The 25,629-nt window shown below is 68.9% G+C and carries 24 protein-coding genes and 2 pseudogenes; 17 read left to right on the forward strand and 9 right to left on the reverse strand.

Annotated features, from left to right (window positions below; genetic code table 11):
* Window positions 1-16: 16 nt before the first annotated feature.
* The 3 genes from AABA78_RS39255 to AABA78_RS02270 form a co-directional block, all read right to left on the reverse strand.
* Window positions 17-184, reverse strand: a complete 168-nt coding sequence (locus AABA78_RS39255; RefSeq protein ID WP_440588501.1) for a DUF6959 family protein — start codon at window positions 182-184, stop codon at window positions 17-19.
* A gap of 126 nt (window positions 185-310) precedes the next feature.
* On the reverse strand, window positions 311-724 hold the full coding sequence (locus AABA78_RS02265; RefSeq protein WP_338261421.1) for a toxin-antitoxin system YwqK family antitoxin: 414 nt from the start codon (window positions 722-724) through the stop codon (window positions 311-313).
* Between the two features lie 30 nt (window positions 725-754).
* Window positions 755-952 (reverse strand): hypothetical protein, encoded by a 198-nt coding sequence (locus AABA78_RS02270; RefSeq protein WP_338261422.1) that lies wholly within the window; start codon window positions 950-952, stop codon window positions 755-757.
* Window positions 953-1,160: 208 nt separating this feature from the next.
* Here AABA78_RS02270 and AABA78_RS02275 point away from each other — a divergent pair, with 208 nt between their 5' ends.
* The 13 genes and pseudogenes from AABA78_RS02275 (at window position 1,161) to AABA78_RS02335 (ending at window position 14,057) form a co-directional block, all read left to right on the forward strand.
* Window positions 1,161-2,828, forward strand: a complete 1,668-nt coding sequence (locus AABA78_RS02275; RefSeq protein WP_338261423.1) for a metallophosphoesterase — start codon at window positions 1,161-1,163, stop codon at window positions 2,826-2,828.
* A gap of 412 nt (window positions 2,829-3,240) precedes the next feature.
* A complete protein-coding gene (locus AABA78_RS02280) occupies window positions 3,241-4,605 on the forward strand; it encodes an RsmB/NOP family class I SAM-dependent RNA methyltransferase (protein ID WP_370469437.1) in 1,365 nt (454 codons plus the stop codon).
* Window positions 4,606-4,644: 39 nt separating this feature from the next.
* Window positions 4,645-6,417, forward strand: a complete 1,773-nt coding sequence (locus tag AABA78_RS02285) for a M61 family metallopeptidase (RefSeq protein WP_338261424.1) — start codon at window positions 4,645-4,647, stop codon at window positions 6,415-6,417.
* A gap of 13 nt (window positions 6,418-6,430) precedes the next feature.
* Window positions 6,431-7,876: a tetratricopeptide repeat protein gene (locus AABA78_RS02290; RefSeq protein ID WP_338261425.1), complete on the forward strand. Its 1,446-nt coding sequence runs from the start codon at window positions 6,431-6,433 to the stop codon at window positions 7,874-7,876.
* A gap of 43 nt (window positions 7,877-7,919) precedes the next feature.
* Complete coding sequence (locus AABA78_RS02295) at window positions 7,920-8,333, forward strand: carboxypeptidase-like regulatory domain-containing protein (RefSeq protein WP_338261426.1); 414 nt, start codon at window positions 7,920-7,922, stop codon at window positions 8,331-8,333.
* A gap of 279 nt (window positions 8,334-8,612) precedes the next feature.
* Window positions 8,613-9,491, forward strand: coding sequence for a ribonuclease HII (gene rnhB / locus AABA78_RS02300; protein ID WP_338261427.1), 879 nt, complete (start codon window positions 8,613-8,615; stop codon window positions 9,489-9,491).
* The gene (locus AABA78_RS02305) at window positions 9,488-10,123 is read left to right on the forward strand and encodes a hypothetical protein (protein WP_338261428.1); all 636 of its coding nucleotides are present in this window, start codon (window positions 9,488-9,490) and stop codon (window positions 10,121-10,123) included. Before rnhB ends, AABA78_RS02305 begins: the two co-directional genes overlap by 4 nt.
* A gap of 118 nt (window positions 10,124-10,241) precedes the next feature.
* Window positions 10,242-10,715: a MarR family winged helix-turn-helix transcriptional regulator gene (locus AABA78_RS02310; RefSeq protein ID WP_338261429.1), complete on the forward strand. Its 474-nt coding sequence runs from the start codon at window positions 10,242-10,244 to the stop codon at window positions 10,713-10,715.
* Window positions 10,705-11,415, forward strand: coding sequence for a bleomycin resistance protein (locus AABA78_RS02315; protein ID WP_338261430.1), 711 nt, complete (start codon window positions 10,705-10,707; stop codon window positions 11,413-11,415). Before AABA78_RS02310 ends, AABA78_RS02315 begins: the two co-directional genes overlap by 11 nt.
* Window positions 11,416-11,607 (forward strand): annotated as a pseudogene (locus AABA78_RS39260) (aldehyde dehydrogenase family protein); the annotation flags it as partial.
* 121 nt (window positions 11,608-11,728) lie between these two features.
* Window positions 11,729-12,634: a bile acid:sodium symporter family protein gene (locus AABA78_RS02325; protein ID WP_338261431.1), complete on the forward strand. Its 906-nt coding sequence runs from the start codon at window positions 11,729-11,731 to the stop codon at window positions 12,632-12,634.
* A gap of 497 nt (window positions 12,635-13,131) precedes the next feature.
* A pseudogene (locus AABA78_RS02330) lies at window positions 13,132-13,359 on the forward strand (S8 family serine peptidase); the annotation flags it as partial.
* A gap of 113 nt (window positions 13,360-13,472) precedes the next feature.
* Window positions 13,473-14,057 (forward strand): transposase, encoded by a 585-nt coding sequence (locus AABA78_RS02335; protein ID WP_502260919.1) that lies wholly within the window; start codon window positions 13,473-13,475, stop codon window positions 14,055-14,057.
* Here the strand turns inward: AABA78_RS02335 and AABA78_RS02340 are convergent.
* Window positions 14,054-16,198 (reverse strand): hypothetical protein, encoded by a 2,145-nt coding sequence (locus AABA78_RS02340; RefSeq protein ID WP_338261433.1) that lies wholly within the window; start codon window positions 16,196-16,198, stop codon window positions 14,054-14,056. The two genes, AABA78_RS02335 and AABA78_RS02340, sit on opposite strands and share 4 nt — an antisense overlap.
* A 259-nt stretch (window positions 16,199-16,457) precedes the next feature.
* On the reverse strand, window positions 16,458-16,931 hold the full coding sequence (locus AABA78_RS02345; RefSeq protein WP_338261434.1) for a hypothetical protein: 474 nt from the start codon (window positions 16,929-16,931) through the stop codon (window positions 16,458-16,460).
* A gap of 168 nt (window positions 16,932-17,099) precedes the next feature.
* On the opposite strand from AABA78_RS02345, the gene AABA78_RS02350 reads away from it, so the two are divergent.
* A complete protein-coding gene (locus AABA78_RS02350; protein ID WP_338261435.1) occupies window positions 17,100-18,179 on the forward strand; it encodes a helix-turn-helix transcriptional regulator in 1,080 nt (359 codons plus the stop codon).
* A gap of 220 nt (window positions 18,180-18,399) precedes the next feature.
* Here the strand turns inward: AABA78_RS02350 and AABA78_RS02355 are convergent, their stop codons facing one another.
* Entirely contained in the window at window positions 18,400-20,115 is a 1,716-nt protein-coding gene (locus tag AABA78_RS02355) for a S1C family serine protease (protein ID WP_338261436.1), read from the reverse strand.
* Window positions 20,116-21,535: 1,420 nt separating this feature from the next.
* Window positions 21,536-22,341 (reverse strand): IS5 family transposase gene (locus tag AABA78_RS02360; RefSeq protein WP_338261437.1). Its coding sequence is split into 2 segments (ribosomal slippage): window positions 21,536-21,996 and window positions 21,996-22,341, totalling 807 coding nucleotides; the frame shifts between segments, so codons are not numbered across the junction.
* Window positions 22,342-22,741: 400 nt separating this feature from the next.
* Between AABA78_RS02360 and AABA78_RS02365 the strand changes: the two genes are divergently transcribed.
* Window positions 22,742-23,713, forward strand: coding sequence for a hypothetical protein (locus AABA78_RS02365; protein ID WP_338261438.1), 972 nt, complete (start codon window positions 22,742-22,744; stop codon window positions 23,711-23,713).
* A gap of 346 nt (window positions 23,714-24,059) precedes the next feature.
* Window positions 24,060-24,440, forward strand: coding sequence for a hypothetical protein (locus tag AABA78_RS02370; RefSeq protein ID WP_338261439.1), 381 nt, complete (start codon window positions 24,060-24,062; stop codon window positions 24,438-24,440).
* A 61-nt stretch (window positions 24,441-24,501) separates the two neighbouring features.
* On the opposite strand, the gene AABA78_RS02375 is transcribed toward AABA78_RS02370, so the two are convergent.
* Together AABA78_RS02375 and AABA78_RS02380 are read right to left on the reverse strand one after the other, a co-directional pair.
* Window positions 24,502-24,675: a hypothetical protein gene (locus tag AABA78_RS02375; protein WP_338261440.1), complete on the reverse strand. Its 174-nt coding sequence runs from the start codon at window positions 24,673-24,675 to the stop codon at window positions 24,502-24,504.
* 41 nt (window positions 24,676-24,716) lie between these two features.
* Entirely contained in the window at window positions 24,717-25,169 is a 453-nt protein-coding gene (locus AABA78_RS02380) for a hypothetical protein (RefSeq protein ID WP_338261441.1), read from the reverse strand.
* A 20-nt stretch (window positions 25,170-25,189) separates the two neighbouring features.
* Between AABA78_RS02380 and AABA78_RS02385 the strand changes: the two genes are divergently transcribed.
* Window positions 25,190-25,528: a hypothetical protein gene (locus AABA78_RS02385; protein WP_338261442.1), complete on the forward strand. Its 339-nt coding sequence runs from the start codon at window positions 25,190-25,192 to the stop codon at window positions 25,526-25,528.
* The last annotated feature ends 101 nt before the right edge of the window (window positions 25,529-25,629 follow it).

Consider the following 25,629-nt stretch of genomic DNA (forward strand, 5'->3'; position numbering starts at 1 on the left):
AGCCGATCCAGCGGCGTCAGGCCAATTCGAAATGCTTCGAGCACCAGCCGTGGATCCGCAGCGAGTCCCCCTGGAGGACCACGCCCGGAAAGCTCCGGCCCGGCATCCGGACCACTGCCGCGTTCGACTGCCTCGACAGGACTTTGACCCGGTCATCTTCCATCAAGTGACCTCCGGCCGCCATTCACGCTTGGACGTTCGCGGAGCTGCCGTTCGCCAGCTTGGAGGGAATCGATCTGAGCCTATCCGACGAAACGCTCCAGGCTCCGTCCCCGAGCATTCCGATCGCGCAATGACACGGATGCGCGCTTCACCACTCGATCAGAGGCCAGTCGCCATCGGCCGTTCGTCTCGCGAGGGTCGCAACCACGGCCGGATCATCTGGTGACGCGCGCCGGTCCGTCTTCAGCAGCCCCGAGTGACTCCAGCGCCGCTCCACGACACAGAGGCCGTAGAGGTAGACACGATCCTCAATCATCGTCCCGTCAGCGAGCCAGGCGCGTGAGGTCCCGTGCCAACAGTTGCGCCAGTAGAAGACCTCCTCCGCGAGCAGTCCGGACTCATGCCAGGTGCGGTCAGGGCCTTGCCGCAGGCCATCCACATAGAAGGTTTCGGAACAGAGCAGGCCCGAGGCGCGTTCTTCGAAGAGGGCCCCCGTGAAGGGCTTGCCTTGGAAGAAGGCCTGTTCGGCCTCCCACGTGGTCACATCGTAGGTCAGTCGCATCGGGCACGGTCGGGGTCGACGCGCCGACGCTCAGGCCCGCGCGGCGTCGTCGTACGACACGCGCAGTCCTTCGTGCGTCACGGTGATGAATGGGCGGCCCATCCAGCCGCAGTGCGTACAGACCGCGTTCGGACCGGTCGCCGTCACGCGCACCGGCAGGTCCGACTCGCACACGGGGCAGCCCTCGGGGATCTTGTACTCACGGGTCTGGGAGTGGACTTCGGTCATGTCTTCAGGGGTAACGCAGCCCCCGGACTTCGCAAGGCGGCGCCCTCTACGCCCCTGAGCTGAAACAGGCAATACACGCCCTTCTGTCTGCCTTTCAGCCACAACCAGCGCCCGCCCGCCTGCCTACCCCCGAGCGCCTGATTTTCGGATGAACGTTGAGCCATGAACCGTTGCGCCCCGGTCCCGAATGTCTCGGGCCGGAGGATTCATGGACCGGACGAAGTCTCTTTCGCTCGCTGCCCTGGCTGCCCTGTTCGTCGGGGGCTTTGCCTCGGGTGACGCGCTCGCCCTGCCGCGTGATCCCTACCTTCAGAAGGTGGGCCCCGACACCGCCACCGTGGCGTTCCGGCTCGCTTCGAACTGCTCCAGCGCCCAGGTGCGCTACGGCGTCGGAAACACCACCCAGGCAGCCCGGTCCACCGCCACCGCGAAGATCCACGCCGTGGTCCTCACCGGCCTGTCCCCCGGCACCTCCTATACGTACTCCGTGGACGCTTGCGGTGAGACGACCCCGGCGAAGACGTTCAGCACCGCCCCCGTGCCCGGCACGCGGCGCGTGCACTTCGCCGCCGTGGGCGACTTCGGCACCGGCGGCAGCGACCAGAAGAAGGTCGCCGCCTCCATGCTCACCAACAAGCCGGAGCTCTTCGTCGCACTGGGCGACAACGCGTACGCGTCCGGCACCGAGACCGAGTTCCAGACCAACCTCTTCACCCCCATGGCCGCCCTGCTCGCGCAGGTGCCCATGTTCGCCACGCCCGGCAATCACGAGTACGTCACGAACGAGGCCCAGCCCTACCTGGACAACCTCTACCTGCCCACCAACAACGCGGAGAGCTCGGAGCGCTACTACTCGTTCGACTGGGGCCACGTGCACTTCGTGTCCATCGACTCGAACTGCGCCGTGGGCCTGGCGTCCGCGTCCAAGTGCACGCTCGCCGCGCAGAAGGCGTTCGTGGAGAAGGACCTGGCCGCCACCAAGCAGCCGTGGAAGGTCGTCTTCTTCCACCACCCGTCCTGGTCCAGCGGCGAGCACGGCTCGCAGCTCACCATGCGCCGCCAGTTCGGCCCCCTCTTCGAGAAGTACGGCGTGGACCTGGTCCTCACCGGCCACGACCACGACTACGAGCGCAGCAAGCCCATGCTCGGTGACGCCGAGGCCGGCAAGGGCGAGCAGGGCATCCCCTACCTCGTCGTCGGCGGCGGCGGCGCCACCCTGCGCACGTTCGCCACGTCACGCCCCTCCTGGAGCGTCATCCGTGACGACGCGGCCCACGGCTTCCTCGACGTGGACGTCGTGGAGGGCACCCTCACCGCGAAGCTCGTGAAGACGGATGGCGGCATCCTGGACACGCTCACCCTCTCCAAGACGCTGCCCGCGCAGCCGGAAGCGCCGCGGGGCACGCTGAACGTCGCCGTCGACAGCGCCAGCGGCACCGCGCCCCACACGGCCGCGTTCACCGCGACGGCCTCCCAGTCCGGCGCCACCGTCACCTGGGACTTCGGAGACGGCGCCACCGCCGAGGGCACTCAGGCGCAGCACGTCTTCGCCCAGGCCGGCACCTACACGGTGACGGCCACGGCCACCGTCCAGGGCGCCGCCCCGCTGACGTCCACCACCGTCGTCACCGTGACCTCCAGCGGCACCGGAACCACCGACCCCGGCACCGGCACCGGCGAGGACCCCGGTACCACGCCTTCCGACCCCGACCCCCGCCCCGAGCTTCCGGCCACGCCCACGACGCCAGGCGTCACGCCGGGGGCTGACGACTCAAACGGGGGCGGTGGCTGCGCCGCCGGCCCCTCCGCCGCCCTGATTCCCGCCGCCGCGGCCCTCGTGGCCGGGCTCGTGCGCCGCCGTCGCCGGAACCGCTGAGCCCTCCCCGGAGGCGCGCCGCCCGGACTGGTCCGACTGTCGGACCAGTTCGGCCCCCTCCGGCGCCGGAAGCCGATGAGCCCGCCCCGGAGGCGCGCCGCCCGGACTGGTCCGACTGTCGGACCAGTTCGCTCCCTGCCGGGCCCGGGGGCGGACCGCAGGCCCCGAAAAGCCCCCTGAAGCGGCGCCCAGACGCCTCCGGCCGGTCCCTCCAGGGCCTTCCGGGGGCGTCTTTTGCGTTCCCTGCTTGTCAAGCCTGCCCGGGGGATGCGAAGGCCCATGCGACATGGCCACGACTCGCAAGCCTGGACCTTCCCGCGGTGCCGCCCCCAAGTCGGGCGGGCCCCGTACGTCCCGCCCTGGCGCTCCGAAGAAGCGCAAGGACGCCAAGGGACGCGCTGACAAACCGAAGATGAGCCGCGCCCAGCACGAACGCGCGCGCCCCAACCCCAACCGACCCCTGCGCGAGGACCTCATCCTCCAGGCGTGTCTGGAGGCCTACGGCGGCGTGCGGCGCGAGGGCCGCCTGTCCGACCGCGCGCTGGAGTTCGTGCTGCGCCGCAAGACGGCCCTCTACTCCACCGAGCGCCGCGCCGTGGCCGAGCGCGTCTACGCGCTGCTGCGCCGCCAGCGCACCGTGGACTTCCTCCTGGAGAGGTCGCACCGGAAGTTCGACGCGCTGGACGCCACGCGCCAGGACGTCATGCGGCTGGCCGCGTCCCGCATCCTCCACGGCGAGGACCCCACCTACGTCGCGCGCTCCAGCGGGCTCACCGGCCCGGACGTGTCCGTGCTCGACCGCCTGCCGGACGCCGCCGCGGAGCTGGACGCCCTGCCGGAGGCGAAGCGCTTCCCCATCGCCGCGTCGCTGCCGGACTTCCTCGCCGACCGCTTCCGCGCCGTCTTCGGCAAGGACGCCGCGCGCGCCGCCGAGGCCATGAACGAGCGCGCCCCGCTCATCGTCCGCGCCAACACGCTCAAGGGCGACCGCGCCCAGCTCCAGGAGCGCCTGGCCGCCGAGGACGTGGAGTCCACGAAGCCCACCGCGCTGTCCCCCTTCGGCCTCGTCATGGAGACGCGGCTCAACCTCTTCTCCCTCCAGGACTTCAAGGACGGCGGGTTCGAGATCCAGGACGAGGGCAGCCAGCTCCTGGGCATGCTCGTGGACGCGCCCCCCACCCGCGTGGTGGACGCGTGCGCGGGCGCGGGCGGCAAGACGCTCCAGCTGGCCGCGCAGATGAAGAACCGCGGCGACCTGCACGCGCTGGACGTGGACGAGGGCCGCATGGAGGACCTGCGCAAGCGCGCGCGCCGCGCCGGCGTGCACAACGTGCGCACGCAGCTCATCCCCCACGAGGGCCCGGACGCGGACGCCGCGCTCACGCCGCTCAAGGGGCTGGCGGACCGCGTGCTGGTGGACGCGCCGTGCAGCGGCACCGGCACCTTCCGCCGCAAGCCGGACGCGCGCTACCGCCTCACGCCGGAGGACCTGGAGATGCACGTGGGCCGGCAGAAGGCGCTGCTCGCGCGCTTCGCCATGCTGGTGAAGCCGGGCGGCCGGCTCATCTACGGCACGTGCAGCGTGCTGCGCGAGGAGAACGAGAACGTGGTGGAGGACTTCCTGTCCAAGCACCCCGACTTCAGCGTGCGCCCCGTGGCGGAGGTGCTGGGCGCGGAGCTGGGCGCGAAGCTGGGGCCCGGCCCCTTCCTGCGGCTGGCCCCGCACACCCACGGCACCGACGGCTTCTTCGGCGCCGTGCTCGTCAAGGCGAAGTAACCCCGCCGTCCCCAGAGAAGGAAGAAAGGCGCTCCGTCCATGCCGCTCGCCGTCCGCTACCACGTCGCCATGCCCCGCCCGCATGCGCACCTGTTCGAGGTGGAGGCCGCCTTCCCCGCGGGGCCGGACGTGCTCGACGCGGTGATGCCGGTGTGGACGCCGGGCAGCTACCTGGTGCGCGAGTACGCCCGCCAGGTGCAGGACGTCACCGCGCAGGGCCCGGACGGACAGCCCCTGCCGGTGCGCCGCGTGGACAAGCGCACCTGGCGCGTGGACGCGAGGGGGCAGGCCGTCACCCTGCGCTACCGCGTCTACGCGAACGAGCTGTCCGTGCGCACCAGCCACCTGGACGGCAGCCACGCCTACTTCAACGGCGCCACCGTGTTCCTCTACACGGAGGGCACGCGCGCCCTGCCCCACCACGTCACCGTGGACGCGCCCCAGGGCTGGCGCACGTTCTGCGCGCTGGACTCGGAAGGGGCCACCTTCCACGCGCCGGACTACGACACGCTCGTGGACAGCCCCTTCGAGGTGGGCCCGCACACGCCGCTCACCTTCACCGCCGCGGGCGTGCCGCATGAGGTGGTGGTGTGGGGCGACAGCGTGCCGGACGCGGAGCGGCTGTGCGCGGACATGCAGCGCATCTGCGAGGCCCAGGCGCGCATGTACGAAGGCCTGCCGCTGAAGCGCTACCTGTTCCTCGTCTACCTCACCGACAAGGGCCGCGGCGGGCTGGAGCACCAGGCCTCCACCGCGCTGCTCTTCCCGCGCACGGGCCTGTCCTCGAACCGGGGCTGGGAGGACTTCCTCACGCTGGTGGCGCACGAGTACTTCCACCTGTGGAACATCAAGCGGGTGAAGCCGCGCGCGCTGGTGCCGTTCGACTACTCGCAGGAGAACTACACCACGCTCCTGTGGGCCTTCGAGGGCGGCACCGCGTACTACGACAACCTCTTCGTGCGCCGCGCGGGCCTGATGTCCGCCTCGCGCTACCTGGCCCGCCTGGGGGAGACGCTCAGCCTGCTGCACTCCACCCCGGGCCGCCGCGTGCAGACGCTCACGGAGGCGTCGCTCGTCAGCTGGGTGAAGCACTACCGCCCGGACGAGCACTCCACCAACAGCGCCATCTCCTACTACCTGAAGGGCGAGGTCGTCTGCGCGCTGCTGGACCTGGAGGTGCGCCGCGCCACCCGCGACGCCCGGTGCCTGGATGACGTCATGCGGTTGCTGTGGCAACGCCATGGCGACGGCTCCGGCGTGCCGGAGGACGGCGTGGAGAAGGCCGCGAGCGAGGTGGCGGGCGTGGACCTGACGCCCTTCTTCGACCAGGCGGTGCGCTCCACGGACGACCTGGACTACGGCGTCTTCGCGCACGTGGGGCTGGAGCTGTCCTTCCGCATGCGGGAGGCCCCCAACGACAAGGGCGGCACGCCGCCGCGCCTCAAGGGCGAGCCCCGGCCGAAGGGCTGGCTGGGCGTCACGGTGCGCGGCTCCTCCACGCTCTCCACCGTGCCGGAGGGCACGCCCGCGCTGGAGGCCGGCCTGTACCCGGAGGACGACGTGGTGGCGCTGGACGGCTGGCGCGTGGACGGCGCGGGGCTCATCGCCCGCTGCGAGGACAAGCGCCCCGGCGACACCGTGCGGGTGACGCTGTTCCGCCGCGACCGCCTGCTGGAGGTGCCGGTGGTGCTGGGCCAGAAGCCCGCGGACGCCGCGTGGCTCCAGCGCGTGGAGCGCCCCACGGACGCGCAGAAGGCCGCGTTCCAGGCGTGGCTGGGCGCCCCCTGGGATGAGACTCCCGGCCCGGCGTAGGCTTGCCGGCCGCATGGCCGCCTCCCTCCCCGCCCCACCCCGCTGCACCGGCCACCCGGACGCCGCCGCCGGCTGGCGCTGTGAACACTGCGAGGCCGCGCTGTGCCCCGCGTGCGTGGAGTCGCGGCGCATGGGCACGGTGGAGTACTCCGTGTGCGCGCGGTGCGGAGGCTCGGCGAGCGTGCTCCTGCGCCCACGCTCGGGGCGCGCCCTCCGGAGCCGGCTGCTGGAGGCGCTGCGCTTTCCGTTCAGCGGACCGGGCCTCCAGAGGCTCATGGCCGTCAGCGGGGTGCTGGCCGTGCTGCACATGCTCGCGGTGGGCGTGCGCATCCTCCACGTGCTGCCCATGACGCTCGCGCTGGGCGTCTTCTGGTCCGCCTTCTTCGCGCTCGTGCGCGGCGCGGCCCGGGGTGACGCGGATCCGGAGGGGCCCGGCTTCACCAGCCTCGTCCAGGACAACCTCGTGCCGGGCCTGCGCGGCCTGGGCGTCACCGTGGGCGTCTTCCTGCCCGCGCTCGCGCGCGCCTGGCACCTGCTGCCGCCCGTGTCCGGGTTCAGCGTCATCGTCCGGCTCCTGTACCCGCTGGAGACCCTGTGGGTGCCTGACGTGAGGGGCGACCCGCTCTTCTGGGGGCTCGCGGGCCTGGGACTGCTGTGGCTGCCGTGGGCGCTGCTGCTGGCCGCCACCTCACAGTCGGTGCGCGCCGCGCTGAACCCCTTGCGCACGCTCGGGTGCGTCCGGGCGGTGGGGCTCGACGCGGGGCTCGTGACGGAAGTGTTCGTGCTGCTGGCGCTGGTCCACGGCGGGCTGCACTGGGGCGCGGCGTGGGTCGTCGGGTTGGAGCTTCCCTTCGCGTCCGGGCTCATCGCGCAGGTCCTCACCTGCCTGATGCCCTTCAGCGCCGCGAGCCTGCTGGGGCTCGTGCTGTACGTGCACGGGGACGCGCTGGGCTACCTGCCCGCGCGCGACTTCCTGGAGCCCACGCTGGGGGACACCGCGCCCCAGCGCACGCCCACGGCCCTGCGCGAGTTTCCGGGGCTCCCCTCCCCGGACTCCCCGGAGCCCGGCGCCGTCGACGCCGAAGCCACCCGCGTCCAGCAGCTGGCCGAGCTGGGCGCGGCGGTGGCGGCGCGCGACGTGGCGAAGGCGCTGGCGCTGTACGGTGTGCTGCACGTTCTGCCCCGCCTGGAGCTTTCGCCGGCGCACCATCTGTTCATTGGCCAGGCCGCGGCGGTGGAAGGAGATTTCCCACTGTCGGTCAAAGCTTTGGAAGCCGCGGCGGACACGGCGCCGGATGAGCCCACCGCGCCGCGCGCGCTGGTGCTCCTGGCGCGCGTGCAGGGGGAGAAGTTGGGAAACGCGGTGCGCGCGGAGGAAATCTACCGGTACATCCTGCATCGCTATCCGGACACCGATGCGGCACGTTTTGCCCATGCGCGGCTGCCGCCCGCCGCCTGACACATGCATTGCAGCACCCGTCCCCCGGTACCAGATTCACGGCATGGGACGGGTCGGGGGCGTGGGGATGCGGAAGCAGTTGAGGACGTATGGATGGTTGGGGCTCCTCGCGAGCGTGCTGCTGACGGGCTGTGATGACGCCCCCAGCGCGAACCGGCACGAGGACACCTGCGCGGAGCCGCTGTCGCTGCGCGTGGAGGTGATGTCGTCGGACGGCGCGTACATCCAGGGCGCGTCCGTGACGGCCACCAACCTGGAGAGCAACGTCAGCATCACCGGCGTGACGGATGACCGCGGCGTCACCACGGCCATCAACGAAACGCTCGCGCCCAGCCCCATCCGCGTGATGGCCACGGCGGGCTCGCACGTGACGCCCGCGGAGCGCGTGGAGTGGACGTGCGACGGGTGTCACTGCACGCCTGTTCCCGCCACGGTGACGCTCCATCTCAAGGATTGAGCCGGAAGACCCGCCAGTGAGGGCCGGAGCGCGCGGAAAATCCGCTGCTCCGGCCCGTCGGGCGGTTGTGCACACCTGCCCGTGCGCGGTACCACTTACGCCATGCGTCAAGTCCGCATGCGCGCCTCCGCGTCGGTCCGGCCCTCCTCCCGCCTCGCCGCCCGCCCGTCTGGCCTGACGGCGTGCGAGCGGGCGTGTTGTCGCGGCACTGGTGTTCCCCCACTCCAGTAAGCCGTGCAACCGCGCTACCCGACGGGTAGGCAATCCCGAAGGTCCCCCATGTCCGCAGAGAGTGTGCAGGCGCTGCTTGAATGCTCGGTCACCGAGCTGACCGGGCGGTTCGTCACCCAGGCGCAGCCGCTCCCCCAGGGGCTGCTGGAGGCGCTGGAAGCAGATCCACGCCAGGGCGCGCAGGCGCTCGCGCGGAAGCTGCGCTCGCGGCAGGAGAAGAACCGCGCGGAAGGTCAGCGGCTGCGGCACCTGCTGAAGTTCGAGACGGAGCTGTGGGAGCAGGGTCTCTTGAAGGTGGCGGGCGTGGACGAGGCGGGCATGGCGCCGCTCGCGGGCCCCGTCGTCGCGGCGGCGGCCATCCTGCCCAGGGGCTACAAGCTCAAGGGGCTGGATGACTCGAAGAAGATATTGGACCCGGACAAGCGCGAGGCGCTGGCGGAGGCCCTCAAGCGCGACGTGGTGGCGTGGGCGGTGGGCCGGGCGGAGGTGGATGAGATTGATCAAATCAACATCTACCACGCGGGCCTGCTGGCCATGCGGCGCGCGGTGGAGGGGCTGGGGCTGACGCCGGACTACGTGCTGGTGGACGCGCGCACGATTCCCCAGTGCCCCTCTCCGCAGCGGGGGATCATCAAGGGGGACTCGCTGTCGTTGAGCATCGCGGCGGCGTCCGTGCTGGCGAAGACGACGCGCGACCGGCTGATGGCGGAGCTGGACGCGCAGTACCCCGGCTACGGGCTGGCGGCGCACAAGGGCTACCCCACCGCGCAGCACGTGCAGGCCATCCAGGCCCGGGGCGTGCTGCCCATCCACCGCCGGAGCTTCGGCCCGGTGCGCGAGGCGCTCGGACTGGCGCAGCCCTCCGGGCCCGTCCCGATGCAGTCGGAGCTGTTCGCCGCTACTCCTGTTCCGATGGCGAAGCGATGAGCGCGGACAGGGACATCGACGGGTGGCTGGCGGAGCGGGGCGTCACGCTGATGGACGCGCGCGCGCGGGCGAGGGGCGTGCTGGAAGAGGTGGGGCTCACGCGGCCGGGCAAGGCGCGGATGAGCGAGCCCAAGCTCCTGCGAGCAGCCGAGGTGCTGGCCGAGCGCTTCTTCCAGGTGTGCGCGGATGCGGCCTGCCTCCAGGTGGCGTCGGCGAGCGGCCGGGAGCCCCTGCGGGTGGAGCCCCGGAGCCACTGCGCGCGGTGCGGCGGCTCCGCCAACCGGCGCGCGGAGGTGGCGTTCCTGGAGATGTGCCACCAGCGCGGCGTGCAGCGCGTGGTGGTGGTGGGCGGCTCGCCCGCGGTGCGCGAGGAGCTGGAGACGAAGCTGGGCGGGCACATCTCCCTGCGCATGGTGGACGGCACGGAGCGCCGCACCGCGGACCGTGCGAAGAGCGACCTGGAGTGGGCGGACCTGGTGCTGGTGTGGGGCGCCACGGAGCTGCATCACAAGGTGTCCAGCCATTACACGCACCTGGCCTCCGCGCATCACCGCAAGGTGGTGCACGTGGTGCGCCGGGGCGTGGCCGCGCTGCTGGATGAGGCGATGATCCACCTGCAGCGCGCGCGCTGAGGGAGCAAGGCAAACACAGACACGCCGGAGTCCTGGGGGGACGCCCTCCTCCACAAGGACCCGTTCCTCCCGCGGGCCCATATTGACAGTCTCCTGTCATCTTGACAGGTTCCTGTCCATGCCACCCCTGACCCGGAAAGCAGAGACCTTCAGCGCCCTGGTGCTGGAGGTGTTCCAACTGAATGGGCGGCTGCTCCAGGCCGGGGATCGGCTGAGCGCCCCGGCGGGATTGACGAGCGCCCGCTGGCAGGTGCTGGGCGTCATTGACCACGGCCCCGCGACGGTGGCGGCGGTGGCACGCACGATGGGGCTTGCGCGGCAGAGCGTGCAGCAGACGGCGGACGCGCTCGCGAGCGACGGGTTCGTGGAGTACGTCGAAAACCCGCATCACCAGCGTGCGAAGTGCGTCTCACTCACCGCCGCCGGGCGCCGCGCCTTGCGCAAGGTCGAGCTGGCGCAAGCCGAGTGGGCGGACCGGATGGCCGCGAGCCTCGCTCCAGCGCTCCTGGCCTCGGCGCTCAAGGGACTCCGTGAAGCGCGCCTGCGTCTGGAGAAGGACCTGTCCGTGGAGGAGCGCCTCCATGAAGGGTGACACATCCATCCCCCTGCTCCCTTGCGTGGAGCTCGCGCCGACGCTCGAGTTCTATGCCCTGCTGGGGTTCGAGGTGACGTACCAGCAGCGGGCTCCGAACCCCTACGCGGCGACCCGGCGGGGTGGCGCCCAGCTCCACTTCTTCGGCCTGAAGGGGTTGGATCCACTGAAGGCCTTCAGCAGTTGTCTGATCATCGTGGACGAGGTGGAGGAGCTGCACGCGCGCTTCCTGGCCGCGCTGCGAACGGCCCATGGCCGGATTCCCCTCCGGGGTCTCCCGCGAATGACTCGCATGAGGAAGGGGCAGACGCGCTTCACCGTCGTCGACCCCTCCGGCAACTCCGTCATGTTCATCCGGAGGGACGAGCCGAGCGGCTACGGAGACGACGCGGACGCCTCGACCACCGTCCTCGGCAAGGCCCTCAAGACCGCCCGGCGCCTGCGCGACTTCAAGGGCGATGACGCCGCGGCCGCGAAGGTCCTGGACGTGGCGCTGAAGAAGGTCGGCGCCGGGACGACGATGGAGCGGGCACGGGCACTCGTGGCCCGGGCGGAGCTGGCCGTGGCCCTGGGGGACACGCCTGACGCCCTGGAGCGGGTGCGGGACCTCGGCGCCCTTCCGCTCTCGGAGGCAGAGCACGAGGCGCTCCGCTTGGAGTTGGAGGCCTCCGGATCGAATCTTCCATCGCCCGTCACGTAGATGGGAGCCGCCCGAGCAGTGCGCCAGGCACCCCAGACTTCGTCCGCTACGCGGAGGCCTACGGCGCACGCGGACCCGGGCGAGCGTCTGGATTTCGTCGCGGACCGCATCGCCCAGGGGGCCTTCTTCCAGGCGGGGCAGGGCTGCATCTCGGTGCAGCGTGTGCTCGCGCATGAGTCGCTGTACGACGCGCTGCGGGAGCGGAGCTCGAACGGGCGCGGGCCTTGCTGCGGTTGCTGTTGCTGCGCCAGGGGTGAGCCTCCCTGTCCGCGGGCTTTCTGGCAGAGTGGGTGCTTTCGCTGGGGGGCCCGCCATGCAGAGCAGTGCCATCACCGAGGTGTTCCTGCCGATTGCCCTGGGGGTGATCATGCTCGGCCTTGGGCTGAGCCTCACCCTCGCGGACTTCCGCCGCGTGGCGTTGTATCCGCGCGCGGCGCTGGTGGGCCTGGGCTGTCAGACGCTGCTCATGCCTGGGGTCTGTTACGCCATCGCGACCGGCTTCGGGCTGCCTCCGCAGCTCGCCGTGGGGTTGATGCTGCTCTCCGCCACGCCGGGCGGCGCGACCGCGAACCTGTTCAGCCATCTGGCCAAGGGCGATGTCGCGCTGAACGTCAGCCTGACGGCGGTCAACAGCGTGCTGTCGCTGCTCACGCTGCCGCTCATCGTGAACTTCTCCCTGGCGCACTTCATGGGGGAGGAGCGGGCCATTCCGTTGCAGTTCGCCAAGATCGTCCAGGTGTTCGGCATCGTCCTGGTGCCCATCTCGCTGGGAATGTGGGTGCGCGCGAAGCGGCCGGCGCTCGCGGAGGGCCTGGACCGGCCCGTGCGCATCGTCTCGGCGCTGTTCCTGGTGCTCGTGGTGCTCGCGGCGACCCTCAAGGAGCGGGATCAGCTGGTCATGTACTTCCAGAGCGTGGGGCTCGCGGCGCTTGCCTTCAACCTGGCCAGCATGGCGGTGGGCTTCGTGGTGCCCGTCCTGCTGCGCGTCGAGCGCAAGCAGGCGGTGGCGATCGCGATGGAGGTGGGCATCCACAACGGCACGCTCGCCATCGCCATCGCCTCCAGCCCCCGGTTGCTCAATGACGGCGTGATGGCCATCCCCGCGGCCATCTACAGCGTCATCATGTTCTTCACCGCCGGAGTCTTCGGCGCCCTGATGGCCCGGAGACAGGCCGCGGGCGCGACCGCGGAGGCCCTCCATCCGCGTCAGGTTCCCTGAACGCCTTCGCCCATGCCTCCACTGAGACCGCCCTCATCAAGAACCCGGGCCCTGGTGACGGACTGGGATTCGAGCAGGGGATGGTTTGCCGTGGTCCTCGTGTGTCTGACGGGGCTTGTCGCATGTGATAACGGCAGGGGTCTGGAAGTAGAGGGCGGTGACTCCCTGGCCCAGGTGGAGGCCGCGCTCGACGGAGGGAGCGTGGAGCTGCGCTCGAACGTGCTGAATGGCACGGTGCGGCTCACCAACCAGAATCCAGAGGTGTTGGCGGTGCTGGCGGCGGACCCCTGGGTCCATGACGCAGGCACCGTCACCGCCACGAGTACGGCGCCCGCGGGGTTCCGGGCCATCGCGAGTCCCGCCGAGCGCATCAGCCCGCTGGAGTACCGCTTCGAGATGTTGGTGGAAGCAGGCGCGGGGGGAGACGCGGGCGTCGTCTATGACGTCCAGGCCACGCGGGGAGGTTACGAACATCCCAGGCTGTCCGGCTCGTCTGGCCAGGCGCGTATGACGAGGTCGTCGCCATGGCCGCGTGCAACGCCAGCGCGGAGCCCTGGGAATACTCCGCGTGGGGCAGGGCGGTGGATGCCACCGGTCCCGGCGAGAACGTCTGGACGGCCCAACCCGGCGACAAGGTCGAGCAGAGCAGCGGCACCTCGTATGCGACGGCGACCGTCGCGGGGATCGCCGCGCTCTGGCTGGGCTACCGCGTACAACTACCTTGACGCTCACCGGATCCTGCCCCGTCCTTCCTCCTCTAGCAGGCTGTTGAGAAACCCCTCCAAGGGCTCGCCCCCCCGCACCGTGGCGTGGTGTCCTCCGCGTCACGGAGGGATTGATGCGCGGACGGCCCAAGCAGCAGACGACGCTCTTCAGCTTGAGGACGCCGGGGGATCGAGTCCCAGCGAGCCATCCGCTGCGCAGGGTGAAGGACATGGCGGACGCCGCGCTGGCGGCGCTCTCGCCGACGTTCGATGCGATGTACAGCGGTACCGGCCGGCCGAGCATTCCGCCGGAGCAGTTGCTGAAGTCCTGCCTGCTCATGGCGTTCTACTCGGTGAGAAGCGAGCGGCTGTTCTGCGAGCAGCTCGACGACAACCTCCTCTTCCGGTGGTTCCTCGACATGGGGATGGAGGACGTCTGCTTCGACCACAGCACCTTCTCGCAGAACCGGGACTGGATCTTGGAGCATGACGTCGCCCGGAGATTCTTCATGGCCGTCATGGGCCAGGCGCTAAGCGCGGGGCTCACCAGCAGCGAGCACTTCAGCGTGGATGGCAGCCTGATTGAGGCCTGGGCGTCCCTGAAGTCGTTTCGCCCGAAGGACGACAAGCAGGAGCCGCCCGACGACAAGGTTGAGAATGCAGGGCATGAGAAGCCCGGTCTCATGCCTTCAAACCGGGCTTCTTCAACAGCCTGCTAGAGCTTCGCCGGCGCGTCGCCGTCCTTGTCCCTGTCGGGGACGAACTCGATGAAGGAGTTCTCGGTCTTGCCCGCCTCGATGGGGTCTGGCTTCAGCACGGTGGTGAGGGCCTTGTTCGGCAGCCAGGGCAGGTACGTGCTCAGCGCCATGAAGAGCTGCCGGCGGTAGCCGCGTACCAGTTGGTCGTTGAGGTGGACGCTGGCGGTGCCCGGGACGCCGTACATGAACTGGGCAACCTCGTTGGGGATGCCGTGGTTGATGATGTCCGGCCAGTTGGGGAACAGAAAGTGGGGCTCGGCTCGCGCGATGGTCCCCACGTGCTGGGCGGTGTGGATCTTCTCCAGGCCAGGCAGGACGTGCCGTCCGCCGTAGGGCACCGGGTCCCCCTGGTTCTGCACGAGCATGGCACTGGTGCGAGCGGCCCTCAGCACGTGCTCGGGGACGTCGTGATTGAAGGCGCCGCCGTTGAAGGTCGCCAGGTAGGTGTCGTCGAACCCCAACGTGTGGAGGAGGATGAACGTCTCCGCCGCGATGGACGCCCCCAGGCTGTGCCCCGTGCAGATGATGACCGTGTCCTTGGAGTAGCCCTCGAAGATCTCCCGCTGCCTCGGCGCCGCGGCCTGGGACGCGGTGTAGCCGATGCCCTTCGGGTCGATGTTCGCCAGGGAGCCGGTCGCCACCTGCTTGGCCTTCAGGACGACGTCGCGGTTGGCGCCATCCGAGTTCGTCCCCATCGAGTTGATGATCAGCAGGCCTGTGGGCTTGCCCTTGCTGTCGATGCCCTCCCAGAAGTACTGCCGGACCCCCGCGTGCGGCCCTCCCGTCTGGAGCAGGGTGCGAGCAAGGCGCACGGAGCGCGTCCTGGCGACCTTGGCCTGGTGCTCGACGGAGAGCAGCAGCGAGGTCTTCATGGTGAGGGGGAGGACGCACTCGAAATCGATGTGGACGTAGCCCGCCAGCATGGACAGGGCCTGGAGGTAGGCGATGTCCGTCTCGCACCGGGGCAGCACCCGCGCGCCGAGCTCCCGGAAGTAGCTCTTCTTGACGCTCGACAGGGTGCTCTTCCTCGCCTCGTCCAGCATGCGCAGCGCGAGGCGGTAGTCCCCGACGCCCTCCTCGTCGGTGGCGAAGAGCGGGGCATCTCCCGCGACCCGCCGCGCCTCCATGCACGCCGTCTTGGCCCAGACGAGCAGCCGGTCCACATCGGGTTTCGGGCTGTTGAGCTCGGCGGCGTACAGGCGCAGCAGCTCCTGGATGGGGACATCCACGACCGGAGTCTCCGGCGGGAGCATGTCCGCCAGCGCGGAGGCCTGGTCGCGGATGGCATGCGCGATCAGGGTGGCCATCCGCCCATCGCCCCAGGCATGTCGTGAGTACGAGTCCAGGCCCTGGAGCACGGAGAGGCCGTGGTGGGTGATCTGCCGGAGCGGGACGAGCCAGGTCGGGTTGTCGGCCGTGGCGTGCTCCGGCGCCGGGCCCAGGCGGCCCCCCTCGGGGAGGGTGTTGGCCTTTCGGAGCAGGGCCGTGAAGAGGGGCTCGTTCACCGTGTCCCGGCTCGTGTGGATCCTCCGGACGTGCGCCTGGGCGGGGAGCGAGGCTCGACGGGTGAGCGCGGTCTTGCTCCTCGCGCCCCGCATGGGGGGCCCGACCAGGGCCTGGACGCCGGTGCCACCCGAGGAGGACGACACGGCGGCGGAGCTGGAGCTGGAGGCGCTGGCCACGGCCTGGGTCGGCGCCGCGAGCTGGCGGCCGGGGATGAAGACGGGGTGCCCCGCGATGAACAACGGCACCATGCCGCCCGCCGAGAGAGGCGCGCCCAGGGGCGGATAGGCGTGGTTCGGCACGAGGATGCCGCTGATGGCCGGGAGTGGCCCGGTGCCCTGGCCGCCCCCCGCGCCTGCCGCACTCATCGGGTCGGGCGCCGCCGCCGCCGCCGAAAGGGACGGCGTGGACGTCGCGGCGCTGGCCACGGGCGTGGCCGCCACCTTCCGGACCGCGGTTCGTCCGGAGCGTGCATTCGCTGCGGCTCGGAGGGCGAGCGAGCCGGGGGGGCCGCCCGCCGCCGAAGTGAGGGCACGGACCGTGGTGGCGTGGAGCGAGACGGTGGCGACGCGGGGAATTCTGCCGGCGAGACGTTTCATGCTGAGGCTCTCCTGGGGCCGGGCTGTCGAGGAGCATCGGCGCCGGGCGCACCCTCCTGGAGAGACGCGTGAAACGTTGAGTCTTGAAACATTGACCTTTTCGTCAACCCGGACCCAGGGTGTGAGCTGACGTCAGCAGTGCCTCTCGTAGGAACGACGCGATCCCCTCACCCAACCGCTCGGGTCGGTCGAAATGAAGCGGACGGAAGTAACGGCACAGGCCCGGGTCAAGGGGCCTGTGCGGTGGGACTCCGTGCGTTCAGCGACTGAGCCAGAACGACTTGCTGGCGCAGACGTCCGCCCGCTTGAAGAACGCAAGGTCGAGCGTCGCCCCCTTGTCATCGACGGTGGCCACCAGTTGCACGGTGTCACCGAGCTTGCTCACGGGAATCTTGACGGTCATCCCGGCATCCAAATGGCCCCGGAGCTCGAAGACGACGTCTTGCTTCGACGCGTCGATGACGACGATCCCCTCCACCGGCTTCGTGATCTCCACCAGCACGGTGTCCGCCGTGGTCTTGATGCCGCCCATCGTCTGACCCTGGTCCCCCGAGCCGCTGCCCCTGGGCGAGTAGGTCGTCTCGTGCCAGTTGCCCTCCTCGTCGAAGTAGCCAGCCCAGACGGCCTCGTGGGCCTGGTCGTAGAGGGTGACCCGGTCGCCCGTCTCTTTCGTGTACCAGCCGCCAGGAAGGGCTTCAGCCCTGCCTCCGGCCAGCAACACACCCACCGCCATAACACATACAAACAATTGATTCCGCATTGTCTCTCTCCTTGGCATCCAGCGAGGCCATCACCGTGAGTCCCGGCTGGCGAAACGTACGGGAGCCCGTTGGGGGCGGGCATCACCCATAGGGGTGACACTCCGCGTGTGATAAAGTCATTCCAGACGAGGAGGGAGGCCATGCAACGCGAACAGGTGCTCCTGGAGGTGATGACCGCGCTGACCCGCTCGCTCGACCTGCGGGAGGTCTTCTCGGAGGCCCACGGGATATTGTCGCGCGAGCTGGCCGCGGACTTTGGAGGGCTGTGCGTGTCCAGGCCCGGGGAGCCCGGCCAGTACGACTGGCCCGTGGTCCAGGACATGCCCCAGGTCTTCTTCGACCGCTACCCGGAGATTTCAGACGAATGTTTCGTGAGCGCCTCGGTCATCCGGCGGCCCAACACCGTGCTGCGGGACACCGAGATGCTGTCGCTCCGGGAGATGCGGAACAGCGCCATGTATGCGCACTGCCGGGAGATGAACATGCCGGTGGAGCGCGTCATGTCCGTGGCGCTGGACATGGGGCTTGGCTGGCACAGCGGCTTCACCCTGTACCGGGACACCCCGAAGGCCTTCTCCGAGCAGCAGCGGGACCTCCTCCAGCGCCTGACGCCCATCCTGGCCAGGACGGTTCGCAACTGCCTCATGCTGGGAGACCTGGTCCGCCAGGGAGACCTGCTGGACCAGCTCTTCCGGCACACAGGGCTTGAGAGCATCGTGCTGAGCCCGCCCCACGCCGAGCTGATGCGCACGCCCCGCGCCACGGCGCTGCTCCATCGCTGGTTCTCCGAGGCGCCGTGTGGCCGCTTCGGTCTGCCTCACGTGCTCCTGGACGCGCTGGAGCGGCTCCGCCGCGCTGGACAGCCGATGCACTCCGGACAGGACGTCCTGACGTTCCGGCGGCCAGCGCGAAGCTTGAAGGTGACGTTCCTCCCGTTGCCGCTCCATCCCTGGAGGGCGCCCTGGGCGCTGTTGTTCCAGGAGGTGTCCCACAGCGTCCAGGTCCCCACCGAGTGGCGCAAGCGGCTCACCCCACGCGAGCTGGACGTGGTGGAGCGTGTCCTGAATGGTTGGGACAACCGGACCATCGCCGAGGACATGGGCAGCTCGCTGAACACGTTGAAGACGCACCTGAAGCGGATCTTCGTCAAGCTGGCCGTGCCCAGCCGGTCCAAGCTGATCCTCCTCGCGCAGGAGCGGAGCGCCGAGGCTGCGGGGTGAACGACCTCCGCCAGGGCGTCTTCACCGGGTGACGGATTGCCCTCCCAGGCACTCCCCGCGTGGACGAGGCGCTGGCGGAGCTGAATCGTCCGGCCGTGCAGGACGTCCGCGGACAGCCTCCGGCGGACTGGCCGGCGCCGTAGCGCACGAGCCCTCAGCGCCAGGTGGAGTCCAGCCTCGCCGGCGAACTGAGAAGGTCCAGAGCCCGAAGCCCCAGGGCCTACCGCTGCCACTCCGGGGGAACGTTCTTCTCCGCGGCGTAGCGCTCCAGTTCGGCGAGCTGCTGGCTCGCCAGCTTCAGCTCCTCCTCCACCTCTTGCTGGCGCTTCGCCACCGGCTTGCCGGAGGACGCGTCCTTGCGCAGACGCGCGCGCTCCTCCTCGAAGCGGGTGACACGCGCCCGGGCCCTGCCGAAGGACGAGCGCCACCGCTCCTCCTCCTCTCGAGAGCGAGTCCCCGCCAGCCGCTGCTTGAAGCGCTCCCGCTCCCAGCGCTGGATGCCCGTGGGGTTCCGGCTCCACGTCTCACGGGCCTCCCGCACGTCCTTGAGCGACACCTCGATGCGCTCCTGGTTCTCACCACTCCCCTGCCCTGACTTCAGCCAGGCGGTGCCGACTTCCGGCAACGAGCAGGTCTCGACGGGCAGCCGCGCCCCGCCAATGTGGATGCCTCGGGTGAGGCCTCGCGAGAGGAACCAGCGCAGCCTCCGCGAGTCCTCCTGCGCCGCCAGGGACTGGCTCAGGGGCCGCCAGTCCTCGAACTCCAGGTCCAGCGTGCACGTCTTGCCCTCCGTCTCCAGTTCCATGCGGCGCTTCACGGCCGTGGGTGGCGAGTCGAACCGCTCGACCACCAACACGACGAGCCCCAGCCCGTCGACCCGCTGCACCGAGAGGACCACCTGCTGCTCGGTGTCCACCTGGAAGCGCTTCACCTCGCGTTCCTCGTCACGCGCCACGCGCTCGAGCAACTGCTTCCAGCGCTCCGTGGACTCGGGCGTGGTGGGCACGGAGACGAGCTTGCTCGCGTAGGCGATGGGCAGCGCCAGCCCCAGCCCATCCGCGTTCTCGATCTTCATCGAGACGACGCCCACCACCTCGCCGCGTCCATTCAACAGCGGTCCGCCACTGTTGCCCGGATTCACCGAGGCATTGAATTGCACATAGCCAGTGCCCAGATACTGCCGGCCCACGAAGCCCACCTTCCCCTCGTGCACGGTGAAGTCCAGGCCCTTGGGACTGCCAATGAAGACCAGCGGGTCTCCGGGCTCCAGGCGCGTGACGTCACCCAGTGGCAGTGGCGCCGCCTTCGCTCCCACGACACGGACGGTGGCGAGGTCCAGATCCACATCACTGGCGACCGTCTCGCCGAGCAGCTCCCGCCCGTCCGCGAGCACCGCCGTCATGAGCTTGCCCGGCGGACACACCACGTGCTCGTTGGTCAGCACCAGCTCCGAGTCCACGAAGAAGCCGGAGCCCACCTTGCTCCCACATCGCAGGGACAACGTGCTCGGGCCGGCGCGGCGTGAAATCTCCGCGGTGGAGAGAGCCGACGGCACGGGAGCAGCCTCGCCCGGAAGGTCTTCACCCGCCACGAGGGCCATGACCTTCGAGCGGGTGCGAGCGAAGCGCGGAGAACGGGCCACCCAGATGCCGCCCAGCAATCCGAACAGGATGCAGAGGCCCACGAGCATCCTCAAGCTTCGACGAGAGGGCTCCTGGACGGGCACCACCGCCTCCACGAAGGGCCGCAAGTCCGCGCGGGCGCCCTGGGCGCGCAGCACCTCCAGGAGTTTCTCCGCGAAGGCGCGAAAGACGCCACGGGCCAGGGGGGCCCCTGATGTCGCGAGCAGGCTTCGCGCCTCGGAGAACGAGGGCGCGGGTGGGCCCAGCAGCGAGATGGCCCGCGCCAGCGCGAAGCGCGTCCGCTCGTCAGCCACCGCATCCCGCAACACCACATCGACCCGGAGGCTGGCGCCGCACACACAGCGCGCCACGTTCCCCGCATCCGGCGCACCACACCGGAGGCACCTCAGCTCGACCGACTCCGACATTCCCGCGCTCCCCCTGCGACGACCCGGGTTCCTGGTGCTCGTGCGTCACCCGCGAGGACCCGGGCACCCCTCGACAGCTCCCACCATCATGCCTCCGAACGCGCGTGGAGTCCCAGCCTCCCCCCATCGGCACTCCGCGTGACTCCGGGTCGACCTCGGAGCGCTCCTCGAAGCGCCACACCCAGTAGGACACCGGCAGTGGCGAGCGAGACGGCCGTGAGGAGGCGCAGGTCACGGCCCCCGCAGGCAGGCGCGGCGGCGACAGGAGCAGGCTCAGGCGGACCGTGGAGCGCCACCTGGACGCGGCGGGACAGGATTCCATCTCCAGGACGACGAAGGCGGGGGCCGAAGACGTGCTGATGCGCAGTCCCGGGTCCACCTGGGGCGCCAGGCCCATCCGGGCGCCGATGGGCACCAGGATGAGGTTGGGTGCCCCTGTCTCCTCGTGGTGGGCCTCGGGTTGAGCCGGCCGCGGCTCCCCTGCCCACAGACGCCTTCCGAAACGGTGCCCCGACGACGCCCGCGGGTAGCGATCCGTGTTCGCGGCATGCGTCCTGCTGTTGGCCAGCGCTCTCGCGCCGAATGCCATCGCGCGTATAGGCAGGATAGAGGCCATGTGGAGGGTGAGGGCAGGAGCGGAGGGGCCGCGGAGGGCTGTTGATGGGGGCCGCCCGAGCAGTGCGCCAAGCGGGTGGAGAAGCCGCGCAGCCCCTTCGGGTACACCCGGCCCTGGCCGCGCTCCCTTCAGGTGCGCGGCAGGGCTTGGCTCTCTTGGCTGGGGCGGCTTGAGCCTCAACACCATGTGGCTTGAGGGGGCCCGCGCGCCGGGGCCAGCCTCGCACCTGCCGTGGGTAGGCCCAGGTGCTCCAGAATCGCTCGTACTCCTCCCGCCTCGTTCACGTATGCCAGCACTCGCCGTCTGCCTCCACACCTCACGCAGGCGAACACGGCAGCGCAGCTCGGCACCAGCAGAAGAGGTAGCGGGGAAGGTGTTGGTGCGGGAGCTGTGTAGGGGAGGTGGGCGCGGGAGGAGGTCCCCTCATTCCGCATTGCGTGTCGCAGCCACGGGCTTCTCCGCGGCGGGCCCTCCCACTCGGGGAGCGGGGTGGGGTGGGGAGTCTCGACCGTCGACGCAGGCGACGTGGACGAGGCGGGAATCAGGAGTTTCCGTTGCTGCTGGCGTCATCTCAGGAGCGCAGCGCGTCCGAGCCGTGGTGCTGGCTGGGGAGTGAGTGGACCCGCAGATTCAATGCCCGAGGAGCAGCGTGCCAAGGACGGAGCCTACCGAAATAGGCTCTTACAGCTCCTAACAAATGCCAGGACAGAGGCGTCGTAGGAGCATGACGCAACAGCCGAGGACGAGGAGGCCGAAGTGGACATCGTCCCTGCGCTCGTCGCGCACGCGAAGGCGGCGCAGCTGGTTCTTCCAGGCCAGCGTGCGCTCCACGACCCATCGGTAGCGTCCGAGCCTTTCCTTTGACTCAACGCCGGGACGCGCGATGCGAGCAGTGATGCCGCGCAGACGAAGTCCGCTCCGGTTCTTCCTGGAGGCGTAGGCCTTGTCTGCGTGGAGTTTTCCCGGACGGAAGCGACGCTGCCCCGAAGGCATCCGCACCGCGGGCACGGAGTCGACGAGGGGGAAGAGTTCGTGCGTGTCGTGGACGTTGGCGGCTGTCACCGACTCAGTCAGCGGCAGGCCGTGGGCCTCTACGAGAAGATGATGCTTGCTACCCGCCTTCGCTCTATCCGTCGGGCTTGGGCCCGTGAGGGCCCCCTTTTTGACGCCCGTACGGACGAGGAGTCGATGGAGGCGCGGGAGAAGTCCACCTTGCCTCGCAGTCCCAACTCGTCCAGCAGCCGCTCCTGGAGCTTTTCCCACACGCCTGCGCGGGTCCATTCCTCCAACCTGCGCCAGGCCGTCATGCCCGAAAGGCCGAACTGCTTGCGAGGCAGCATCTCCCACGGGATGCCACTTCGGAGCACGAAGACGATGGCTTCCAGCGCCGCTCGGTCATCCGCCCGAGGGCGGCCCAGCTTCTTCTTGGGCCGGGGCGGTGGCAGCAAGGGAGCCACGCGCTGCCAGAAGGCGTCGGGGACGAGTTCTCGGACCATGCCCCTCAACCTGGGGACGCCCCTTGCGCTCGGCCAGCCCAACCCTGACTTTCGTTAGGTGCTGTTAACCTCCAGTAACACCACCATCCCGCGCCGACAGCACAGCAGGTCCAGGGAACCCGGCGACGGAGAGGTGATCCACCGCCTGGCCAGCGAACTGGAGGGCATGAACCACTGCGGGCTCCGCAGCGTCCCGCTGCGCCGCCTACCTTACCGGGCACTAACCACGTTGCCTATAGCGGGACAATGGAACACTCGGACTGACCGCAGCCACAACTGCACGCTAGAAACAACCCTTACCCGCATCCAGGCTTCGCAGCGCAACCAGACGATCACGTCTTGAGAATGGCGCCGACTCGACGCTTTTGCTGATTATCGCGCATGCAGTAGGCTCCCTCCCATGAACAGCACTCGACCCAACCGCGCAGCAATAATAAAACACAATCTCACACCTACACTCAAGCTACAAATCACAGACTTCGTTCCCGACGGTCCAAATCAAAAAATCACATTCAGAAGCATTAGGCGCCATATCGAATCATCCCAACTGCTCCTCAAATCAATGGTCGTAACCAACTGGGAATGGGTACCAGACAGCTTGGCAGACCCAGCATTCGTGCTGGCCGAAAAACTAGCAAATGCACTAACAAGAGCGGCCGAACTCGTTGGCCTTAACGATGCCGACAATACTATCCCTGAAAATGTCGCCTCCGAAATCATCCAGCTACACGAAAATCTTTTTGGAAAAGTTTCGACAATTTCGGCATACATCGTGATGTTGGACTTTCAGATTGGCAACCTCGAAGTCAAGGCGCAAGAGCAACTCTCAATAGTCACAAAGGCCGCAGTCGAGATACAAAGAATATTGGAGCAGCAGCGCCTTCACACGGTTGACGCCGTCGTCTCGACTCAACGGCAGTTTTTCGAGAACGAAGCGACGACCCATGAGACCTATGCCAACCGATGGCTACTAGGTGTTTGCATTTCCGCAGCGACCGCACTGGCAGTAGCCACATACGCTAGTCTCCACGTACCAGACGCTTTAAGCCAGGGGTCAATAGGCCTGACGGTATTCGCCTATCTCCCACGATTCATCCTGCTGTCAATTGTCTTCTACGTTCTTTCCATCTGCGGAAGAAACTACCGCACCAACCGACATAACTTCATCGTAAACAGGCACCGCTCCCTGGCCTTAAGCACATTTGGCGTTTTTGTCTCGTCGACCAAGGATCCAAAAATCAAGGACGCGATTCTTATTCAAGCCGCAAGTGCGATCTATTCGCCCCAGCCAAGCGGCTATTCGATAGATCAGAACGAGCCGCTTCCGCACGCGGCAGCAGTTGATATGCTTCAACGACTTGGCGGCAGATAGTACACGTGGGAAGAATAGTACGGTCCGGGGCCCACGGCATGACGAAGACACCTTGGAGCAGTACCGCGCGCCGATATACCTCCGCGCCCGGCAGTTCGGGGACACTCGACCTGCTGGTGCTGCATCCGGCGGTGGCTACTTGGGTGCTGGCCGGAGGCTGCCTCGTCTACCGCTGCGCCACCTGCGGCGCCGAACTGGACGCGGCCGGCGCTATCGCCCACCAAGACTTGCTGCCTAGTCACGAAGTGCAGGGGTTTGTAGTCCTCAACAGGTGACACCAACTCGCGAGCCTTAGCAGTACGGCATATCGTTCCCCAACCGAAAGGGAGCACCAATGCTAACAAGGATGACGAAGCCCCAGAGAGAGTTGCTCGCCAAACTCCAAGCAATTCACCTTAAGCCGTACAACGCTGAAGACACGAACGCCACAGTCGAGAGCAATTTGCAGGACGCCTTGTTGCGACGAGGCTTCAAGGTCATCTCCGAGCGAGAAGTCCCAAACTATACAGTGATTCACGACTTGGTTTACAAGCTTACGTCATTCGGCGCGAAGCACGTACTCGCGACCTTTCTCCTCACGTCAACACGCAGCATGGGCGACCGCTTCTTGACCCCGCTCGACACCTGGGACTGCAACGCCACGGAGGCCACCATCAATCTCTCTTGCGAGAAGGTCGCAATCCAACTCTTGCAGGACTTCAGGGCGGTTGCATCCCCCACCCCTTAGCTCAAAAGCCAGGTGGCCCCATTGGCCCGCCCCAGACACGTTGGAGCAGACCATGGGTTCATCACCAGTCGAACGTCCACCGAGCGCCCACTCCAACCATCCGCTCGCGCTGGTTGACCTCCGCGAAGCCAAAGACGCCCAGTTTGGCCCGGAGCCTCGCCCCACCCTCCAGGCGCGCGTAGGCGCCCGTGAGGGAGGAGATGCCCGCCTGTGCCTCCAGGTATCCGGTCCGCACCGGCACGTCGCTCAGCACCCGCGACAGCCCCGCAGCGACTGCTACCCGCGGGGCATCGAAGGGACCGCGCCCTCCAGGGTCGACTTCGCCGCGACGGCGCCGTGCGCGACCATCAGGGCCTGCTCCTGCGCCTTCTCCTGCACCTTCGCTTCGCCGTGCAGGGACTTGAACTGGAGCGTCGCGGACGCCTGCTCACGAGGCTTCAGAGTGCGCCAGCCGTTGGCGACCATGTACTCGTTCGCCTTGCCCAGGGCAGCCTCCGTGATGTCCACGAAGGGGTACGACTTCCCGGCGGCCTTGCACTCCGCCTTGACGTCCTCCATCACGTGGTACGCGTGGTAGGCGGCCAGGGCGATGCGCCGCTTCCGCGTCTCGGTGAGCCACGAGACGCCGGCGAAGAGCCCGATGATGCCGACGACTGCGACGCTGATGTTGGTGGGCGTGAGCAGCGCGTCCAGGATGCTGGATCTGGCGCCGGTGGAGGTCTGGGCCAAAGCCGGTGCGCGGGACGTCGGTGGGCGCCTCGTCCGCCTCGGACACGCAGATGGACTCCTCGCCGGGCGGGAACGCAGTCAGGTCCACCTTCCCGTTGGGGTGGACGCGGGTGATGGTGGCGGCGAGCACGTTGGCCCCGTCCTGGAAGTGGACGCTGCGGCCGACGCTGGGCTTCTGGCCGGGCGGTACCACGGGAGCCCCGACCGGCCCCGTCGGCACCGCGGTTACGGACGCGACCGGGGTGTTGATGGCCTCGGCGACGGCCAGCCAGCCGGCACGCACCAGCACGGAGCACTTCTCGAACGGCGGCAGCTCGGTGCCCGTCACCGCGGAGCGTCCGCCGGTGACGCTGCCGTAGCAGGTGTAGAGCGTGAGGGCGGTGGCGAGCTTGCCGGGACTGGCCTGGGCCAGGGCCTTCTCGGCGGCGGTGATGAGCTCGGCGGGCGGCGTGTACGTCGC

The organism is Corallococcus caeni, assembly GCF_036245865.1.
Taxonomy (GTDB): Bacteria; Myxococcota; Myxococcia; order Myxococcales; family Myxococcaceae; genus Corallococcus; species Corallococcus caeni.

Excerpts from the sequence above, each read along its gene's own strand:
- AABA78_RS39255 (WP_440588501.1), bottom strand. The coding sequence starts at position 184 with ATGGCGGCCGGAGGTCACTTGATGGAAGATGACCGGGTCAAAGTCCTG.
- AABA78_RS02265 (WP_338261421.1), bottom strand. The coding sequence starts at position 724 with ATGCGACTGACCTACGATGTGACCACGTGGGAGGCCGAACAGGCCTTC.
- AABA78_RS02270 (WP_338261422.1), bottom strand. The coding sequence starts at position 952 with ATGACCGAAGTCCACTCCCAGACCCGTGAGTACAAGATCCCCGAGGGC.
- AABA78_RS02275 (WP_338261423.1), top strand. The coding sequence starts at position 1,161 with ATGGACCGGACGAAGTCTCTTTCGCTCGCTGCCCTGGCTGCCCTGTTC.
- AABA78_RS02280 (WP_370469437.1), top strand. The coding sequence starts at position 3,241 with ATGAGCCGCGCCCAGCACGAACGCGCGCGCCCCAACCCCAACCGACCC.
- AABA78_RS02285 (WP_338261424.1), top strand. The coding sequence starts at position 4,645 with ATGCCGCTCGCCGTCCGCTACCACGTCGCCATGCCCCGCCCGCATGCG.
- AABA78_RS02290 (WP_338261425.1), top strand. The coding sequence starts at position 6,431 with ATGGCCGCCTCCCTCCCCGCCCCACCCCGCTGCACCGGCCACCCGGAC.
- AABA78_RS02295 (WP_338261426.1), top strand. The coding sequence starts at position 7,920 with ATGGGACGGGTCGGGGGCGTGGGGATGCGGAAGCAGTTGAGGACGTAT.
- rnhB (WP_338261427.1), top strand. The coding sequence starts at position 8,613 with ATGTCCGCAGAGAGTGTGCAGGCGCTGCTTGAATGCTCGGTCACCGAG.
- AABA78_RS02305 (WP_338261428.1), top strand. The coding sequence starts at position 9,488 with ATGAGCGCGGACAGGGACATCGACGGGTGGCTGGCGGAGCGGGGCGTC.
- AABA78_RS02310 (WP_338261429.1), top strand. The coding sequence starts at position 10,242 with ATGCCACCCCTGACCCGGAAAGCAGAGACCTTCAGCGCCCTGGTGCTG.
- AABA78_RS02315 (WP_338261430.1), top strand. The coding sequence starts at position 10,705 with ATGAAGGGTGACACATCCATCCCCCTGCTCCCTTGCGTGGAGCTCGCG.
- AABA78_RS02325 (WP_338261431.1), top strand. The coding sequence starts at position 11,729 with ATGCAGAGCAGTGCCATCACCGAGGTGTTCCTGCCGATTGCCCTGGGG.
- AABA78_RS02335 (WP_502260919.1), top strand. The coding sequence starts at position 13,473 with ATGCGCGGACGGCCCAAGCAGCAGACGACGCTCTTCAGCTTGAGGACG.
- AABA78_RS02340 (WP_338261433.1), bottom strand. The coding sequence starts at position 16,198 with ATGAAACGTCTCGCCGGCAGAATTCCCCGCGTCGCCACCGTCTCGCTC.
- AABA78_RS02345 (WP_338261434.1), bottom strand. The coding sequence starts at position 16,931 with ATGGCGGTGGGTGTGTTGCTGGCCGGAGGCAGGGCTGAAGCCCTTCCT.
- AABA78_RS02350 (WP_338261435.1), top strand. The coding sequence starts at position 17,100 with ATGCAACGCGAACAGGTGCTCCTGGAGGTGATGACCGCGCTGACCCGC.
- AABA78_RS02365 (WP_338261438.1), top strand. The coding sequence starts at position 22,742 with ATGAACAGCACTCGACCCAACCGCGCAGCAATAATAAAACACAATCTC.
- AABA78_RS02370 (WP_338261439.1), top strand. The coding sequence starts at position 24,060 with ATGACGAAGCCCCAGAGAGAGTTGCTCGCCAAACTCCAAGCAATTCAC.